The sequence below is a fragment of the Bifidobacterium sp. UTBIF-68 genome (assembly GCF_006408855.1).
Taxonomy (GTDB): Bacteria; Actinomycetota; Actinomycetes; order Actinomycetales; family Bifidobacteriaceae; genus Bifidobacterium; species Bifidobacterium reuteri.
In genome coordinates, this window is the sequence record NZ_JFAN01000033.1 from 1 (window position 1) to 19,380 (window position 19,380).

At 64.9% G+C, this 19,380-nt stretch carries 7 protein-coding genes; 4 read left to right on the top strand and 3 right to left on the bottom strand.

Annotated features, from left to right (window positions below; genetic code table 11):
• Positions 1 to 15: 15 nt before the first annotated feature.
• Complete coding sequence (locus BW14_RS09585; protein ID WP_140463367.1) at positions 16 to 930, bottom strand: CdaR family transcriptional regulator; 915 nt, start codon at positions 928 to 930, stop codon at positions 16 to 18.
• A gap of 207 nt (positions 931 to 1,137) precedes the next feature.
• Positions 1,138 to 3,465 (bottom strand): DUF6020 family protein, encoded by a 2,328-nt coding sequence (locus tag BW14_RS12110; protein WP_219847194.1) that lies wholly within the window; start codon positions 3,463 to 3,465, stop codon positions 1,138 to 1,140.
• Between the two features lie 163 nt (positions 3,466 to 3,628).
• On the opposite strand from BW14_RS12110, the gene BW14_RS09600 reads away from it, so the two are divergent.
• Positions 3,629 to 4,570 (top strand): biotin--[acetyl-CoA-carboxylase] ligase, encoded by a 942-nt coding sequence (locus BW14_RS09600; RefSeq protein WP_140490424.1) that lies wholly within the window; start codon positions 3,629 to 3,631, stop codon positions 4,568 to 4,570.
• A 130-nt stretch (positions 4,571 to 4,700) separates the two neighbouring features.
• Here the strand turns inward: BW14_RS09600 and BW14_RS09605 are convergent, their stop codons facing one another.
• The gene (locus BW14_RS09605) at positions 4,701 to 5,300 is read right to left on the bottom strand and encodes a biotin transporter BioY (RefSeq protein WP_140490426.1); all 600 of its coding nucleotides are present in this window, start codon (positions 5,298 to 5,300) and stop codon (positions 4,701 to 4,703) included.
• Between the two features lie 349 nt (positions 5,301 to 5,649).
• Between BW14_RS09605 and BW14_RS09610 the strand changes: the two genes are divergently transcribed.
• The 3 genes from BW14_RS09610 (at position 5,650) to BW14_RS09625 (ending at position 19,192) form a co-directional block, all read left to right on the top strand.
• Positions 5,650 to 7,602: a biotin carboxylase N-terminal domain-containing protein gene (locus tag BW14_RS09610; RefSeq protein ID WP_140490428.1), complete on the top strand. Its 1,953-nt coding sequence runs from the start codon at positions 5,650 to 5,652 to the stop codon at positions 7,600 to 7,602.
• On the top strand, positions 7,599 to 9,284 hold the full coding sequence (locus BW14_RS09615; RefSeq protein WP_140490430.1) for an acyl-CoA carboxylase subunit beta: 1,686 nt from the start codon (positions 7,599 to 7,601) through the stop codon (positions 9,282 to 9,284). The genes BW14_RS09610 and BW14_RS09615 overlap by 4 nt, the downstream gene beginning before the upstream one ends.
• A gap of 104 nt (positions 9,285 to 9,388) precedes the next feature.
• Positions 9,389 to 19,192: a type I polyketide synthase gene (locus BW14_RS09625; RefSeq protein ID WP_258186110.1), complete on the top strand. Its 9,804-nt coding sequence runs from the start codon at positions 9,389 to 9,391 to the stop codon at positions 19,190 to 19,192.
• Positions 19,193 to 19,380: the final 188 nt, after the last annotated feature.

Here is a 19,380-nt window from a genome sequence, read left to right on the forward strand (position 1 = left end):
ATCTTTGGAATGAGGTCAGCTGAGACCGGCGACACGGCCCAGCGCAATGGCGCACGACAGTACGAACGCTTCACGCGGATCGGTGGCATCCCAGCCGGTGGACTCCGCTGCGCGCTTCAAGCGGTAGCGAATCGTATTCGGATGCACATTCAGCTCCTTGGCCGTCGTCTCCAGTGACCCGCCATATTTGAGGAACGTTGATACCGTCACCATCGTCGAGTTATCGGTACTCGCGTTGGCCAGACTGCCGTACACGGCCTCTACTAATACCTTGCGCGCATCCTGATCACCGATAAGCGCACGTTCCGGCAGCGCATCGTCGTTGCGCAACGGACGTGGCAGCTGATGCACGGCAGCCGCCAACGCTGGCGCAGCCTTCAGACAATACAGCGATGAGCGTATCGAGCGCATGGCGCCGGAAGTGCCGCGTAGCTGAGGTCCCAATGCCAAAGGGCGAGCATCGTCATATGCGGAGGCGACCGTATTGCAGATAAGCTCCGGAGTGGCCGCTCCAACCGGGGTAATGAGCGCGACGACTACCGTTCTGTCCTGTGCCTCGTTCTTATCATGATCTGCGGTGCCGAGCGTATCGTCACCGTCGTCGGCAATGCTCTGTGCAAGATCTGCTTCATCATTGATTGACAGCACGCCAAGGGTATGGGTCGCCGTGAGACAGTTGCCGCCGAAATCGGACACGATTTTTTCTATGGACGCGCGCGTCCGTGCCGCGGAGCGTGCCGGATACCCGGCAATGGCATAGCACGGAAAACCGCCTTCGTACCCGAGCACATTGAACAGCGACGTTACCCGCTGGTCGGCGAGCTCGTCGAACAGGCATTCAAACAGCACAACCCGAATGCGATCCACTGCCGTACCATCAGTGTCATTGGATACATCAGCAGATAATAGATCGAGGAAATTCGAAGGCATAGCTAACAGTCTAATATCTTGTCCTCGTATTCGGGGTTACGCCAGCCGTGGTCTATCTTGTATGTTGCCGTGAAGCAGACAGCGGATCTGTCTGTAGGCAACGTGCAAGCCGACAGGCGAGCCAGCAGGATGCCGCGCTCAATTATTAGTGACGCAAAGCCGTCAGATTTCTCTTGCAGCCGGTTGAACTGGGTGAAGGGGAGCCGTTCAGTGCTGGAGGCGCTGGCGTTCGCTCCGCGACTCACGCCAATAAGAAAGGACCACGAAGCCGAACACAAACGCCACCGGCAGCATATGCCTCTCGAAGTTGTTGGCTGGCGCGGTGATCAGCACGCCCATCAGCAGCAGCAACGGAATATGCGTCATCAACGTGAGCCAACGCCGGCGAATCACCTCGGCTGCGCCGAACAGCAGCGTCAGCACCACATAGAAATTGCCGTGCGTGAACCAGCCCAATACCGGTATCGAGCCCCAGGCCGTGGCGAATCCGGCCACCTTCTCACGCCAATCATGATGGTACGACTTGATCCACGTGGAATGCTTCTGCACATAATCGCTGTTGATGTAATACCCCATGGATACGTATGGCTGATCGGTGACGTTGAAGTAGCCGAAGCATTTGGCCAACAGCGCATCAAGTGCGATGACAGGGTTGTCCATGACTATATCGAGCCAGGCTTTGTTGAACTTCTCCATGTCTTCAGGTGTGACCGTACGCCATTTGTAGCTGACTTTCTTGGCTTGAATGCCGGACGATTTCACCGGGTCGGCATCCTGCTGGAAGTACGCGTCCGCCATCTGGTCCTGATTGAACACCGGAGACAGGTTCTTGGCGGCGTCCGCCGAAATGCCGTCGGGATTACGCTGCGCCACGCGGGCGATCATCTGCAGCTGCACGCCTCGGCTTTCGATGGGGTCGCCTCCAATGATGACATGCGATTGGATGGCGAGGACGATGCCGCCATGAATCAGCACAGTGGGGATGAGCAACGCCGCTACATACGTGCTCCAGCGGCGGCGGTCGGCGATAAGGGCCAGTACGAATTGCAGGGCGATGATATACCACGCGTATTTGGCGGAAATCAGCATCACGCAGCTGGACAGTATCAATGCGATAAGGCTATGGCGGGGCAGCCGGATCGGGGCAGACGGCGAGTGCGCTGGTGCCACGTGCGATTCGTCGGCGCTGTTGTTGTCTTTGGTGTCGCTGATGGCTTCGTCGGCGTTGCCGGCTGCGGCGCTAACACTGGTCTTCGCAATGCTGTGTAGTCTGCCGCCGCGGCGCCGTCCTGCAGGACGCCAGGTCTGCGCCAGCTCATACCAGACGCCAAACCACCAGACGAATGCGAATGCGAACAATGGGGACTTGGTCAGCGAGATGGTCGAGAACACGGCTAACGGGCAGACCATGAAGAACAGTAGTATCAGCACACGGGCCAATCCACCTGCGTATTGGGGAGTTGTGGATGGTGTTATGGATGGAGTTTCGGATGGCTGTGGGCCTTCGTCCGGGCCTTCGTCTGTGCTCTCATCGAGGTCCTCATTCGTGGCCGAGGAGCGGGCGTCGGTTCGCATCCACGGACGATTCAGGAACCGGTGGGCGGTGGAAGCGCAGCAGAACACGGCGAACAGCATCTGCAATGCCGCGAGCACCACGATGCCTGCGTCATTCGAACCGGTGACATAGCGTGAGAATGCGGCCGTGGCGCCGTATATGAGGGTCAGCGCGATATTGTGCTGGTCAGTGAGGTACGTGGGGTCGGACGGCCACATGTAGTGCGCGGTGGGGTAGATGTCCATCGGGACGAACGAGAAGAAGCCGATATATGGCTGTTTCAACCCGGTCCATTGATTCCAGGCCCAACTGAATTCGCGGATCTGCGAGCGGATGTCGGCGCCGAACGCGGCCAGCAGGGTGGTGGGCACCCATAACCATCCGATGAAGAACACCAGAGCGAGCTTCCAGAACCGGTTCGTGCCCCGCACAATCCACCGGTCCAGAACCGCCATCGCATACATGATGGCGCGGCCTGCGACCGGCAGTATGGCGCGTATCCGCGAGGCATGGGCCGTGGCAGATTCAGTAGAGCCATTCGCGTCGGATCGGCGGTCGCCGGGGTTCGTGCTGGTTGGGATTGTGCTGTCAGTGGCGTCATGGGCGGGAACCGCATTATCGGCGACCGTGCCGGCGACTTCGCGGCCGCTGAATAGACCGCACACGGTGCGCTGGACGCGGCAGAGCCATTGATGCAGCGGCTTGGGCAGCATATGGCCCAGGGCAGCAAAGCGCACCAGCGCCACGACGATGCCGAGATACACGATGAACGAGCCCGCGAAAATGGCAGTATTGGTCCAATTCCAATGCGCGATGGTGCCGTTGTCGAAATCCCAATACAGCGGTCCTACAGCAGTGCACAGCGCCAGCCACAGGCATGCCGATACGGCCAATGCCCAACGCGCGGCGGAACCGATGCGTGCGAGTCGTGGATGGGCAGGGCCTGTCGTGTCTGGCTGTAGGGATACTGGTCGGGTCATGGTTGCAATGGTAGCCGGTAATGCCAACGGATGGGGATAGGTTGTGAGCCTGCTCACCTGTGAGCGTTCACACGTCGCCAAGAGTCGTTTTTCCTTGGAAATACGCCGATTTCGGGTAGTGTATCGCTCGTTTTCAGGCGAAGAATACGGTAACGTGTTGCCCATGATACATACACTGTCTATTGCACAACCTCGGTTGCCTCGAACCGAGGCGGTGGCGGATCGGGTCATCAGCGTCGATGAGACCGACTCCACCAACGCGCTTGCCGCGTCAATGATCACTGATGGCTCATTGACGCTGCCCTCGCATACGGCACACGGCCTCGCGGTCGTCGTGGTGGCAGCCGACAGCCAGGTTGCCGGACACGGCCGCAACGGGCATACCTGGATCAGCCAGCCGGGCAGCTGCTCGACAATATCGTATGTGGTGCGTGTGCCGCGCGCAATCGCGCTGGATGAGACCATCAACGGTTGGCTGCAGATGATCGCGGGCCTGGCCACCCTGGATGCGCTGAACGGGATGATCGAGGCGTCGGGGGCCTCGATGATCGATGCCGAACACTTCCTGGAGCTGAAGTGGCCCAACGACGTGTACTGCCACGGTCTGAAGCTTGGCGGACTGCTATCGCAGGTGGTCATGTTGCCACCGTCCGATGTCGCACAGTCCAGTAATGCGCAGTCCGATGGCGCACAGCCTGACTCGGCCGGGCGCGATGACGATGTGGCGTTGGTGATCGGCGTCGGCCTGAATCTGGCGTTACCGCCTACGCTGCTGCCCACATCGCAGTCGACGTCCCTGCAGTTGCATGCCAGCGGCCTGCCGCCGTTCGTCACGATGCGCGACGCCATCGCCGCGCGCGAGGTGAATGGTTTGCGCGAACGGCTGACGGCGTTCATCGCCGACCCGCAGGGTGCCATTGCGGCCCTGCATGAGGAGATGCACGCCGTCTGCTGGGCGAGAGGTCGTGAAGTGGAAGCCCACTTCACCGATGGAACCGCGCTCGCCGGCACCGCAGTCGGCTTGGACGATGACGCTTCACTGATTCTGCGCACGGCAGATGGGGCGGAGCATACTGTGCACACTGCGGATGTCGGTGTGCTGTAAGGTGTCACCGGCGTCAATGCTGCACCGGTGATGAAAAGAAACAGAGAGAATGGTTTGGGCCACGGGCGAATACCCGTGGCCCAAACCATATCAATAGGGCGTATTGCAGCAAGTCATTGCCGCAGCATCATCAGCGTCCGAGCTTGCTCAGCCCGGTAGTAGCCAGCGCCGCCACGACGGCCTTGACGGCGTCGCCGGCGATGAAGCCCATCGAGGCGAGCGTCACGGCGAGCGCCGGCGCGCCGGTCAGTGCGGACTGCACGGTGATGCCGAACGCATACACCACCACAACGCCTCCGATGATGGCGGCCAGCATGTAGCGGCCTGCGGTCATCGCGGCGGCACCGAAGGACGACGTGTCGGCCTTGCCGCGCAGCAGGGCGATGGCCACGGCACCGGGCAGGAAGCCCAGGATGAAGCCAGCGCTCGGGCCCACCAGAGCCATCGTGGATGCACCGCCGGCGAACACCGGCAGCCCGGCGGCACCGGCCGCGATGTACAGCGCCAGTGCCGATCCGGCTTGTCTCCACGTCAGCATCAGCCCGGCGAGCATCACCACGAATGTCTGCAGTGTGATAGGAACCGGAGTGCCCGGAACCGGAATCTCGCCGGCTGCGGCGGATAGCCAGAGCAGTACGGCGAACAGCACTGGCTTCCATGAGACGGCTGCGACGCGGCGTGCGACGGTGGATGCGGAGGCGGACGGTGCCGCGGTAGGTGTGGTTTGCATGATCGAATCCCCTTTGGTGGTGTGGCGTGGACAGCCGGTGTATTCGGAGCCTTCCCCAACTATGAAAGCCATCGTACGGTTGTTCGCTTTCGTGCGGTTTCGTATCAAAGTACAAAAAACCGAGCGCTTCTTTGTCGGGCATTGACGAAATTGTTGTTATCGTCAACTGGCGGACACTGTTGGTGCCATAGCCGCAAACGTTGCAATTCCGCGGAAAATCAGCGGTGTATCGTCCGGTTACGTAACCGGAACCTACGCGGCCGTTTGTTGCCGCCCTACAAAACAGGATGATCGCTTTTGTGCGGACGGCGATTGCCGGAACCTGATGGCAAGGGGAAAATCTGTCAATATGACTCAAAGTGTCAACAAACTACTGATCGCGAACCGAGGGGAAATCGCGCTTCGCGTGGTGCGTACGGCGAAGGAGATGGGGATCTCCACGGTGGCCGTGTACGCCGAGCAGGATCGCAACAGTCGATATGTGAGCATGGCGGATGAAGCCTATCTGCTTTCGGGGGATACCTACAAGGACACCTATCTGAACGAGGACCTGCTCATCGATATCCTCCACCGCACGGGGGCGAACGCCGTGCATCCCGGATACGGATTCCTCTCCGAAGTGCCGAGTTTCGCATCCAAGGTCGAAGAGGCCGGGGCGATCTGGGTGGGGCCGCATCATACCGCGCTGGTCGATCTCGGCGACAAGATCACCGCGCGCCGCGTGGCGTTGCGCGCCAAGGTGCCGCCGGTGCCGGGCCTGTCCGAGCCGGTGACCGATGTGCGCACGCTGCTCGATTTCGCACACACCCACGGCTATCCGATCATGATGAAGCGCACCGATGGCGGCGGCGGCCACGGCATCACCGTGGTCCATGACGACGAGGAGCTGCGGCGCTTCTACATGAACCATGACGCGTTGCAGGGCGGCGATCTCAAGGAATACTTCATCGAAAAGTTCGTGGATAAGGCCCGCCACGTGGAGACCCAGTCCGGACGCGACTCCCACGGCAACTTCACCGTGTACTCCACGCGCGACTGCTCGCTGCAGCGGCGCAACCAGAAACTGGTGGAGGAGGCGCCGGCCCCCTTCCTGAGCGAGGAAACGGTGGCCACGCTGGAGGAATACTCCCGCAGGCTGTTCACCACCGTGGGCTATGTGGGTCTGGGTACCTGCGAGTTCATGGTGACGCCCAACGGCAAGGTCTACTTCCTGGAAGTCAATCCCCGACTGCAGGTCGAGCATACGGTCTCCGAAGAGGTCAGCGGCCTCGACCTGGTGCGCGAACAGCTGGTGATCGCCGACGGCGGCGAGCTCACCCGCGCCCCCGAGCCGCGCGGCCACAGCTTTGAGCTGCGCATCACCAGTGAGGACCCCGCCACCAACCTGACACCCGGTTCCGGCACGCTCGAGAAGATCCAATGGCCGGCCGGCCCCGGCGTGCGCATCGACACCGGCGTGGAGCAGGGCGACACCATCTCGCCGAAATTCGACTCGATGATGGGCAAGGTGATCGTCACCGCGCAGAACCGCGCCGACGCCGTGGCCCGCGTGCGCCGCGTGCTCGACGAGCTGGTGATCGAAGGCGTGCCCACGCCGATTCCCCTGTACAAGGAGATCTTCCGCAACGACGATTTCACCGTCGAGCATGGCCATCCGTTCTCGGTGACCACCAAATGGCTGGAGCGCACGTATCTGAACCGCACGCCCGCCTCCGCCGCCTCCGGCCAGCCGGCGTCGCTGGCCGGCGCCCCGGCTGCCGCCATACCGGACAAGTCCAAGTCCGAGACCTTCGTCATCGAGATGAACAACCGCCGCGTCACGCTCACCGTGCCGATGGACATCGTGGAGAACCTCACCGGTTCGGCCCGCGCCCGCAACGCCAAGCGCCCCACGCAGCCGCTGCGCGGCGCCGGACTGCATAACGTTGGCTCTGGAGCTGCGGCCGCCAACGACGGCGCCAAGTCCGGCATCATCGCCTCCCCGATGCAGGCGGTGGTCACGCGCATCAACGTGTCCGAAGGGCAGCAGGTGGCCAAGGGCGACCTGCTCGTGGTGCTCGAATCGATGAAGATGGAGAACTATGTATACGCTCCGGCCGCAGGCGAGGTGAAGAAGATCTTCGTGAGCCCCGCCGACGGCGTGGAGGCGGGCGACACGTTGGTCACGCTGGACGTGAACGCCGGCAAGGCCAAAGCCGCTGCGGCTGCGCCGGGGTCTCTCCCTCAGTCGGCTGCGCCGACAGCTCCCTCGTCAGAGGGAGCCGATAAGGCAGCGGATTCCAAGAAGGAGGCGGCCAAATGACCGACATCATGGATTCTCCGGCGGTGAAGGCCGCGCAGGCCGCAGCAATGGCTGCCGGGGCCGGGGCTGCGACCGGCAACGTCGGCGTGGGGGATGCCGCCGGAGCCGCCGAGGCGTCCGTGGCCCAGCCGTCCGGTCACCAGCCGTTGCGCGCTGCCGTGATCAAAGCCGCGGAACTGGCCCGTGCGGCCGAAGAGCGCGCCCGGGACAAGCAGCACGCCAAAGGCAAGAAGACCGCGCGTGAACGCTTGGATCTGCTGTTCGACACCGGCACGTTCGAGGAGATCGGCCGATTCCAGGGCGGCAACATCGCCGGCGGCAACGCAGGTGCCGCTGTCATCACCGGCTTCGGTCTGGTCTATGGCCGCAAGGTGGCCGTCTACGCGCAGGACTTCTCGGTCAAGGGCGGCACTCTGGGCACTGCAGAAGGCGAGAAGATCTGCAGGCTCATGGATATGGCCATCGAGCTCAAGGTGCCGATCGTGGCCATCGTGGATTCCGGTGGCGCGCGCATCCAGGAGGGTGTCGCGGCCCTGACCCAGTACGGGCGCATCTTCCGCAAGACCTGCGAAGCCAGCGGATTTGTGCCGCAGCTGAGCCTCATCCTCGGCCCGTGCGCAGGCGGCGCGGTCTACTGCCCGGCCCTGACCGACCTCATCATCATGACCCGCGAGAACTCGAACATGTTCGTCACCGGCCCGGACGTGGTCAAGGCGGCCACCGGCGAGACCATATCGATGGCCGATCTGGGCGGCGGGGAAGTGCATAACAAGGTATCCGGCGTGGCCCACTACCTCGGCGAGGACGAATCCGACGCCATCGACTACGCGCGCACCGTGCTCGCCTACCTGCCGTCCAACTCGGACGGCAAGCCGCCCGTCTACGCCTACGCGGCAACCCGCGCCGAACGCGATACCGCGAAACGGCTGGCCACCATCGTGCCCGCCAACGAACGTCAGCCCTACGACATGCTCGACGTGATCCGATGCATCGTCGACTACGGCGAGTTCGTGCAGGTGCAGGAGCTCTTCGGCGCCTCGGCGGTGGTCGGATTCGCCTGCATGGAAGGCAGGCCGGTGGGCATCGTGGCGAACCAGCCGAATGTGAGGGCCGGCATCCTCGACGTCGATTCGTCCGAAAAGGTGGCCCGGTTCGTACGTTTGTGCGATGCCTTCAACCTGCCCGTGATCACGCTCGTCGATGTGCCCGGATACAAGCCCGGTTCCGATCAGGAGCACGCCGGCATCATCCGCCGTGGCGCCAAGGTGATCTACGCCTACGCCAACGCGCAGGTGCCGCTGGTGACCGTGGTGCTGCGCAAGGCGTTCGGCGGCGCGTACATCGTGATGGGCTCCAAGGCCATTGGCGCGGACCTGAACTTCGCCTGGCCCAGCTCCCAGATAGCGGTACTCGGCGCGGCCGGTGCGGTGAACATCATCCACCGTCACGATCTGGCCAAGGCCAAGGCCGCCGGACAGGACGTGGAGGCGCTTAGAGCCAAATACATCAAGGACTACGAAACCAGCACGGTCAACGCCAACCTCTCGCTCGAAATCGGGCAGATCGACGCGATGATCGACCCCGAACAGACCCGTGAGGTGATCATCGAATCACTGAACACACTCGCCACCAAGCGCCGCGTACGCCATACCACCAAACACCACGGCAACCAGCCGCTGTGACCCCGGCGGCCAGCTTGGCGGATCGAACTACCGAACGTACCCAACAGAACAAATCCATCAAACCAACGCAACAGTCCTACGCAACAATCACAGATAGGAACACCATGACCACCTTCTTCCTCAACCGCCTGGCCTCCGAGCCGCATGCGCTCGCCTTCGCCGGACAGTCCACCCCGTGGCCGGTCGCGCTCGCCGACCAGACCACCGATCCCAGCCTCGCCGAGGCGCTGCACAACCATGCCGCAGCCGCCCATCGTCTGCTGGCACCGGTCGCGGCCGACCTGCTCGCCACCACCGGCCGCCCGGTCGACCTGTTCGGCTTCACCCCGAACCCGGCCCGGCTCGGCGCGGCAGCAGACGCCACCGCATCCGTGGAAGGCATCGCGCTGACCCAGCTTGGTGCACTGCTCGACCTTGAACACCTCGGGTACGCCCTTTCCGAAGCCAAGCCGGTCGCCGTTCTGGGACATTCACAGGGTGTGCTCGCCGTGCACATGAGCCGTGCCATCGAGGAGGCCGGCTCCGTCGAGGCCGCATCGGACGCGCTGAACGAGATCCTGGCGACCGCCGCCCTGATCGGCGCCGCTGGTACACGTCGCGTCCGCGAACTCGGCCTCAACGCCAAGTACGGCGACGCCACTCCGATGCTTTCGGTCAAAGGCGCGGACAAGGCCCAGGTCGAGACGCTGATCGATCGCGTCCGCGAATCCGGCCGCGCCCGTGGCCCAATCTCCATCGCCGTCACCAATTCCAGCAACCATTACGTACTGTCCGGCTACCCTGAGGACCTGTCCGCGTTCGCACTCGAAACCGAGCGCGAACACAAGCATCAGGCCAAGCTGCGCGAGCAGAAGCTGCGCGGCGGCACCGTGTTCGACCCGACCCTCGAATACCTCGACGTCACCCTGCCGTTCCACTCCCCGCTGATGAACGAGGCGGTCGAGCAGGCCGTGGATTGGGCCGCCTCCTGCGGCTTCGACCAGGACCGCACCCGCGCGCTCGCCGAGGAAGTGCTGGTAAACCATGTGGATTGGAATGCGCGCGTCAAGCACCTGCTGGACATCGCCGAGGACCCTGCCAAGCTCTGGATCGTCGATCTGGGACCGGGCAACACCGTGGGCAAGCTGATCGGCAACGTGGTCGAGGGCACCGGCGTCGGCGTGGTCGAAGCCACCACGCTGGCTGAGCGCGCGGGGCTGTCCACCTTGGACGGCGAACCGGAGCGCACCCAGAACTGGAAGACCTTCGCTCCGCACGTGGTCAGCACGCCGGCCGGCGACAAGCTGGTCACCAAGTTCTCCCGTCTCACCGGCAAGCCGCCGGTGCTGCTGCCGGGCATGACACCCACCACCGTCGACCCCGAGATCGTGGCCGCGGCCGCCAACGCCGGATACTGGGCCGAACTCGCCGGCGGCGGTCAGGTGACCGCCGAGGTGTTCGACCGCCATGTGGCCGCACTGGAGAAGGAGCTCGAGGAAGGCCGCACCGTCGAATTCAACGCGATGTTCATGGACCGCTACCTGTGGAACCTGCAGTTCGGCTCCTCGCGCATCGTGCCCAAGAAGCGCGCATCCGGTGCCCCGTTCGATGGCGTGGTCGTGTCCGCCGGCATCCCGGAGCTCGACGAAGCCGTGGCGCTGATCAAGTCCCTGCACGCCGACGGCCTGCCGTATGTGAGCTTCAAGCCGGGCACCGTCGACCAGATCCGTCAGGTCGTGCACATCGCCAAGGCCGTGGCCCCCGCCGTCATCATGATCCAGGTGGAAGGCGGCGAGGCCGGCGGCCACCACAGCTGGGAGGCATTGGACGACCTGCTGTCCGCCACCTACGCCGACGTGCGCGCCTGCGACAACCTCGTGTTGATCGCCGGCGGCGGCATCGGCACCCCCGAACGTGCCGCCGACTACATCTCCGGCCAGTGGTCGCGCGCCTACGGTCTGCCCGACATGCCGGTGGACGGCGTGATGGTCGGCACCGCGGCGATGACCGCCAAGGAAGCCCACACCAGCCCTGAGGTCAAGCAGCTGCTGGTCAAGACCGCCGGCATCCCGGCCGACGCCAAGTCCGACGACGTGTTCGCCCCGCAGGCCGCCCACTGGGTGCCGTCCGGCAAGTCGGTCGGCGGCGTGTCCTCCGGCCTGAGCCACCTGCACGCCGACATCTACGAGCTCGAGAACGATTCCGCCGAATGCGGCCGACTGCTGGTGCGCGTGATGAAGCACCCCGAGGAGCTGGACTCCCGCCGCAAGGAGATCATCGAGGCGCTGAACAAGACCGCCAAGCCCTACTTCGGCGATCTTGCCTCCATGACCTATCTCGAATGGGCGCAGCGTTTCGCCGAACTCGCCTTCCCTTGGGTCGATCCGACCTATGTCGATCGCTTCCAGCACCTGCTGCAGCGTATCGAAGCCCGTGTGAGCGGCACTGATTCCGGCGCATTCGCCTCCCGCATCTTCGCCGCCGAGGGGACTTCCGCCGAAGCCGCCGCTGCCGCCGGTCTGCTGACCCGCAGCGACATCGCCGCCGATCCGGCACCGGCGCTGGCCAAGCTCGCCGAAGCGTATCCGCAGGCAGCCGAACTCAAGATCGTGCCCGCGGACGTGGCCTGGTTCCCGGTACTCGTGCGCGAATACCCCAAGCCGATGCCGTTCGTGCCGGTCATCGACCACGACCTGCTGCGCTGGTGGGGCCAAGACCAGCTCTGGCAGTCCGAGGACTCCCGGTATTCCGCCGATTCCGTGCGCGCCATCCCCGGACCGATCTCCGTGGGCGGCATCACCACCGTGGACGAGCCGATCGCCGACATCCTCGGCCGGTTCGAGAACGCGGCCATCGACCGTGTGAAGGTGGCCGAAAAGGACGAGGAATCCGAGGAGACCGGAACCGAGGCCCTGCAGGCCTCCGATGCGCCCGAAGCAATCGCCTCGGGCAAGTCCAAGAAAAACAAGAAGGGCAAAGGCAAGGGGAAGGACAAGGCCAAGAACCTCGCCGAATCCACTGTCTCCGATGATGCGGCCGCCGAGTCCGAACAGCCGTTCGCCGCATTGGGCGAGGCTTCGGATGCCGAAGACTTCATCCGCAAGTCCCCGAACATCTCCTGGGTCGGCCACATCACCGACAATCCCGCATACGGCACTGCCTTGGGTGATAAGAACTATGAGATCACCGCAGTGGATGCGTCGAACGGCAAGTACGACCTCGACATCCATCTCGACACCTACTGGGACAACGACCCGGACGGCGGCACCTCCAAGCACGCCGTGCGCGACATCGTCATCCCGCTGGTCGTGGACGGCACCGAACCCGGCCGTGTGCCGGTGGTCGACCGCGAGCGTCTTATCCCGGACGTGTACGCGATGCTCGCCGCAACGGCAGGCATCGGCAACACCGCCATCACCGGAGACAAGCTCGTCGCGATGCCTGAGATTGTGGCGGCCGAGGGCAGGCCGTTTGGCGAAGCGCACGCCACCTACACCCTGTCCGCCAACCTCGGCTTCGACCATGAGGCGGCCACCGGCGCGGCGCTGCCCGCCACGCTGCAGCCCAGCCGCATCGCGCCGGACGCGCTGGTCGGTCCGGCATGGCCGGCGATCTACGCGGCGCTCGGTTCCGTGTACGTGGACGGCTACCCGGTGATCGAGGGCCTGCTCAACGCCGTGCACCTCGACCATCTCATCGAACTCGAGGTCGATGAGGAGGAGCTGCTGCGCCATACCGGCGAAACCGTGAACCTCACCTCCTGGGCGGAGGACTACTTCGAATCCGCATCCGGCCGTGTGGTCACCATCCACGTGACCCACACCGCCGCCGACGGCACGCTGCTCGCCCGCGAAACCGAGCGTTTCGCCATCCGAGGCCGCGTCTACTCGGATGCGCTGCCGGCCGACGCGCCCGAATTCGGCGACGCGGCCCATGACGAGGTCGAAGCCACTCCCCGCCGCCTGCTGCGCCGCGTGAAGGTTACCGCCCCCACGGACATGACCGCGTTCGCCCGCACTACCGGCGACTTCAACCCGATCCACACTTCGGTGCGCGGCGCACGCATCTCCGGTCTGCAGGCACCGCTCGTGCACGGCATGTGGCTGTCCGCCACCGCCCAGCACGCGGTGCAGGCATTGGACGAGAAGGGCGCCCACTATGAGATTGCCGGCTGGACCTACAACATGTACGGCATGGTGCAGCTGGGCGATGTCGTCGAGATCTCCGTGGAGCGCGTCGGCAAGGTGCGCCACGGCGGCATGACCTTCGAGGTCACCTGCCGCATCGACGGCCAGCTCGTCTCCCGCGGCACCGCGCTGGTGCGCGCGCCCCGCGCGGCCTTCGTCTACCCCGGCCAGGGCATCCAGAAGCAGGGCATGGTGCTCGACGAGCGCGCCAAGTCCGCCGCCGCCCGCGATGTGTGGGAGCGCGCCGACAAGCTCACCCGCGCCAAGCTCGGCTTCTCGATCATCGGCCTCGTGCGCGATAACCCCAAGGAACTCACCGCCAACGGCGTCACCTACCGTCATCCGGAAGGACTGCTCAACCTCACCCAGTTCACCCAGGTGGCGCTCGCCACCGTGGCCTTCGCGCAGACCGCCCGTCTGCGCGAGGCCGGCGCCGACATCTGGCCCGCCTACTTCGCCGGCCACTCGCTCGGCGAATACAACGCGCTGTCCGCGTTCGCCGGCGTGATTCCGTTGGAGACCGTGCTCGAGCTCGTGTTCCACCGCGGCTCCACCATGCACCATCTCATCGATCGCGACGCCCAAGGCCGCTCCAACTACCGCATGGGCGCGCTGCGTCCGAACCAGTTCGGCGTGGACGACGCGCACGTGCGTGACTACGTGGAATCCGTGGCCAAGGCCAGCGGCGAGTTCCTGCAGATCGTGAACTACAACCTCGCCGGCCAGCAGTACGCCATTGCCGGCACGATCGCCGGTCTCAAGGCGCTCAAGGAGGATGCGAACCGCCGCGCCAAGGAGGCGGGCGGCAAGCCTGCCTTCATGCTGGTGCCCGGCATCGATGTGCCGTTCCACTCCACACTGCTCAGGAAGGGCGTGCCGGAGTTCCGCGACAAGCTCGACGCGCTGCTGCCGCAGCACATCGACTATCGCGGACGTCTGGTGGGCCGTTACATCCCGAACCTTGTGGCCGCACCGTTCGAAATGACCAAGGAATTCGCCGCAAAGATCCTCGAAGTGGTGCCGTCCGAGCGTATCAAGGAGGCGCTGGACAACCCGGCCGTGTGGGATTCCTACGCCGCCGACGACCAGAAGCTCGGCCGACTCCTGCTCACCGAGCTGCTCTCCTGGCAGTTCGCATCCCCGGTGCGTTGGATCGAGACCCAGGCGCTGCTGTTCGGCAAGCGCGAACAGTGCGGCCTCGGCGTCGAGGAGTACGTGGAGGTCGGCCTCGGCAACGCGCCGACCCTGGCCAACCTCGGTGCCAAGACCCTGCGCCTGCCCGCGTTCGCCGGCAACGATACGGTGGTCTACAACGTCGGCCGCGATGAAGGCCGCGTGTACATGACCGATTCGGATTCACTGATGCCCGAAGAGGACACGGACGAGTCCGCTGGAGCCTCGTCCGCGGCTCCTGCGCCGGTCGAAACCGCTCCCGCCGGCGGCTCCGCAGTCGCCAAGTTGGGTTCGGCCCCCTCTGACGGGATCTTGCCGTTAAGCGAGAAGTCCAGTGGACTTCTCGCAGGCAAGATGCGAGACGACAGTCGAGCTGAAAAAACGGCCGAAGGCTCTGTAATTGCAGGACGGGCTGGCACGGCGCACGCCGTGACTGGGGGAGAGAAGCAGGCAAGTACCGCGTCCGCTCCAGCGGTCTCCGCTCCCGCCGGTGCTCCGTCGGGAGCCTCCGTGCCGGACCTCCCGTTCAAGGCCTCCGACGCCATCGGCGTGCTCATGGCCTACTCCGCCAAGCTGCGCATCGACCAGATCGGCAGCAACGACACCACCGACACGCTGACCAACGGCGTCTCCTCGCGTCGTAACCAGCTGCTCATGGACATCAGTTCCGAGCTCGGCGTGGCCAGCGTGGACGGTGCGGCCGAGGCCACGCTCGACAAGCTCGCCGTCATCGTCAACAAGGCAGCCCCGAACTACAAGCCGTTCGGTGCAGTGCTGTCCGAAGCCCTGCGCGACCGTCTGCGTGCGCTGTTCGGCGCCGCAGGCGTCAAGCAACAGTACATCCGCGACCGCGTGACCAACGTCTGGCAGCTCGGCGAGGGCTGGGTGGCCAGCGTACTCGCCGCGCTCCTGCTCGACACCCGTGAAGGCGCCAGCTCCCGCGGCGGCGATCTGGCCAAGCTGCCTACCTCGGCCGTGCAGAACAAGTCCGAGGCCGACAAGCTCATCGATGCCGCCGTCGAAGCCGTGGCGCAGCTTAAGGGCGTTGCCGTCGCACTGCCCACCGCCGGTGGCGCTGCTGGCGGTGCCGTGGTCGACTCCGCCGCGCTGGACGCCTTCGCCGAGAAGGTCACCGGTGCCAACGGCGTGCTCGCCGCCACCGCCCGGTTCGTGTTGGGCGAGCTCGGCGTGGCCGCGCCTGTGCCCGAGGAAGGCGAGGATGAGAACGCGGCCGTAGTGGCCGCCGTCGAAGCCGAACTCGGCTCCGACTGGCCCAAGCAGGTGGCACCGCGGTTCGACGCCAACAAGGCCATCCTCTTCGACGACCGTTGGGCCTCCGCCCGCGAGGATCTGGCCCGCGCGTTCTATGAGCAGGACGCTTCGGCTCTGAACGGCAGCTTCATCGGCCTCGGCAAGGCCATCGCAGCCGAAGCCCAGTGGTATGCCTCTCAAGCTCCCTCTGATGAGAGAGCTGGCGTGCGCAGCGCGACTGAGGGAGAGACCAAGAGCATCCTGCGCGATGCCTTCGCTCGCGTCGCTTCTGAAGCCCTCGAAGCCGTCGCCGACAAGAACGCATCCCGCTTCGCGAACGACATCGCCATCGTGACCGGCGTGAGCCCGAACTCGATCGCCGCCCAAGTGGTCGAAGGCCTGCTCGCTGGAGGCGCCACCGTGGTGGCCACCTCGCACAGCTTCAAGCCGTCCATCAAGGCATGGGCCAAGCAGGCGTACCGCGAGCACGCCACCGGCAGCGCCAAGCTCTGGCTGGTCCCGGCCAACCTGTCCAGCTACCGTGACGTGGACGCGCTGGTCGACTGGGTAGGCCACGAGCAGAAGAAGACCTCCGGCGCCACCACGACCATCCTGAAGCCGGCGTGGGAGCCGACCCTGTTCTTCCCGTTCGCCGCCCCGCCAGTGCACGGCACCTTGGCCGACGCCGGCGACCTGTTCGAATCGCAGGCCCGACTCATGCTGTGGGGCGTGGAACGCGCCATCGCCGGCTTCTCGAAGATCGGCGAGGACACCAACGTGCAGCACAAGCTGCACGTGGTGCTGCCCGGCTCCCCGAACCGTGGCGTCTTCGGTGGCGACGGTGCATACGGTGAAGTCAAGAGCGCCTTCGACGCCATCGTGAACCGTGCGCGCGCCGAGCGCGACGCATGGGCCGGTCGCGTGACCTTCGCCCACCCGAAGATCGGCTGGGTGCGCGGCACCGGCCTCATGGGCGGCAACGATCCGCTGGTCGCCGTCGTCGAGCGCCATGGCATCCACACCTATTCCACCGCGCAGATCGCGGTCAGGCTGCTCGACCTGTGCACTGCGGAATCGCGTGCGGCAGCCGTCCAGCATCCGCTCGACGTGGACCTGACCGGTGGCCTCGGCAGCGAGCCCATCGACATCAAGGCCCTGCGCGCGGAGGCGATGGCCGACGCCGCTAAGGAAGCTCCCTCTGATGAGGGAGCTGGCGCGCGCAGCGCGACTGAGGGAGAGAAGCCGGAGAACAGCGCCGAAGGCTCCGCCATCAAGGCGCTGCCCACCCCGATTATCGCCAAGCAGGCCCCGGTCGACCTCGCTGATTGGCAGAGCGTCACCGCCCGCCCGGAGGACGAGATCGTCATCGTGTCCATCGGCGAGCTGGGCCCATGGGGCTCCGGCCGCACCCGTGCGGAAGCCGAACTCGGCATCCACCCGGACGGCACCGTCGACCTGAGCGCCGGAGCGGTGCTCGAACTGGCGTGGAGCATGGGCCTGCTTACCTGGCAGGACAGCCCGAAGCCCGGTTGGTATGACACGGACGGCAACCTGGTGCCCGAGGAGGACATCGCCGAACGCTACCACGACGAGGTCGTGGCCCGCTCCGGCATCCGTCCGTTCGAGACCGGCATGGGCAACGACTACAAGGACGGCGCCGACGAGGAGGAAGCCGAGGTCTACCTCGACCACGACGTCACCTTCTCCGTGCCGTCCGAGGAGGTTGCGCGCGAGTACGTCAAGCTGGACGAGGCGCACACCTCCATCGCCGCGGATGCTGAATCCGGCGAATGGAACGTGACCCGTCACGCCGGCTCGATGATTCGCGTGCCGCGCCGCGCCACCATGACCCGCACGGTCGGCGGCCAGTTCCCGACCGGCTTCGACCCGACCCGCTGGGGCATCCCGGCCTCGATGGTCGGCGACGTGGACGAGATCGCGCTGTGGAACATCGTGACCACCGTGGACGCCTATCTGGCGGCCGGCTTCACCCCGACCGAAATCCTCCAGTCGATTCACCCCTCGTTGGTGGCTTCGACCCAGGGCACCGGCTTCGGCGGCATGATGTCGATGCGCAAGCTGTACCTCGACCGCTTCCTGAACCACGAGATCCCGACCGACATCCTGCAGGAGGCGCTGCCGAACGTGGTGGCCGCGCACGTCATGCAGTCCTACATCGGCGGTTACGGCAATATGATCCAGCCGGTCTCCGCCTGCGCCACCGCCGCTGTGTCGCTGGAGGAGGGCGTCGACAAGATCGCGCTCGGCAAGGCCGACTTCGTGGTCACCGGTGCAATCGACGACATCGGCGTGGAATCGGTGATCGGCTTCGGCAACATGAACGCCACCGCCAACTCCGAGGAGATGTACGGCAAGGGCATCGACGCGCGCTTCTTCAGCCGCGCGAACGACCGTCGCCGTGGCGGCTTCCTGGAGTCCCAGGGTGGCGGCACGATCCTCGTGACCCGTGGCGACCTGGCCCTGAAACTCGGCCTGCCTGTCGCGGCCGTGGTCGGCTTCATCCACAGCTACGCGGATGGCGCACACACCTCGATTCCGGCACCGGGCCTTGGCGCCCTAGCGGCCGGCCTCGGCGGTCGCGACTCCAAGCTGGTGCATGATCTGGCCCGTCTTGGTGTCACGGCGGACGACATCGCCGTGGTCTCCAAGCACGATACGTCCACCAACGCCAATGACCCGAACGAGTCCGAGCTGCACAACACGCTGGCCCACGCCATCGGACGCGCGGACGGCAACCCGCTGTTCGTGATTTCGCAGAAGACGCTCACCGGCCACGCCAAGGGCGGTGCCTGCGTCTTCCAGGTCAACGGCCTGACGCAGCTGTTCAAGTCCGGTGTGATTCCGGGCAATGCCTCGCTCGACTGCGTCGATCCGAAGCTTGAGCGCGACGATCACATGGTCTGGCTGCGCAAGCCGCTGCGCATCGGTGGCGGTGAGGACGAGTTCGGTCGCGTCACGCCGGGCCGTCCGGTCAAGGCCGGCTTGGCCACCTCGCTCGGCTTCGGACACGTCTCCGGATTCGTGGCGCTGGTGCACCCCGGTGCCTTCGAGGCCGCCGTGGCCAAGGCTGACGGCGAGGCCGCGCTGGAGGCTTGGCGCGAGCGTGCCAACGCGCGTCTGGCGGCAGGTCAGCGCCACCTCGAGGAAGGCATGATGGGCCGTGCGGCGCTCTACGAGCCGATCGACAACCGTCGCTTCCATGAGGATGGTCGTGGCTACGACCACCACGAGGTCGAAAAGGCGATGCTGCTGAATCCTGATGCTCGCCTCGGCGAATCCGGCTTCTTCGAAGCCTGATTTCCTCGGTTCGCATCAGGATTCCCTCGCGGGGCACCTGTGGTGTGCCCCGCTCACTTCGCCTACGGGCGATTCGCGCGAAAAGCCCCTTTTCGGAGGGGCTTTCTGCGTTACGAGGGGCTGATTTCCGCTTCTGGGAACATCTATCTGCGTTATGAGGGGCTGCTCGCCAATGTATCTACGGCTAT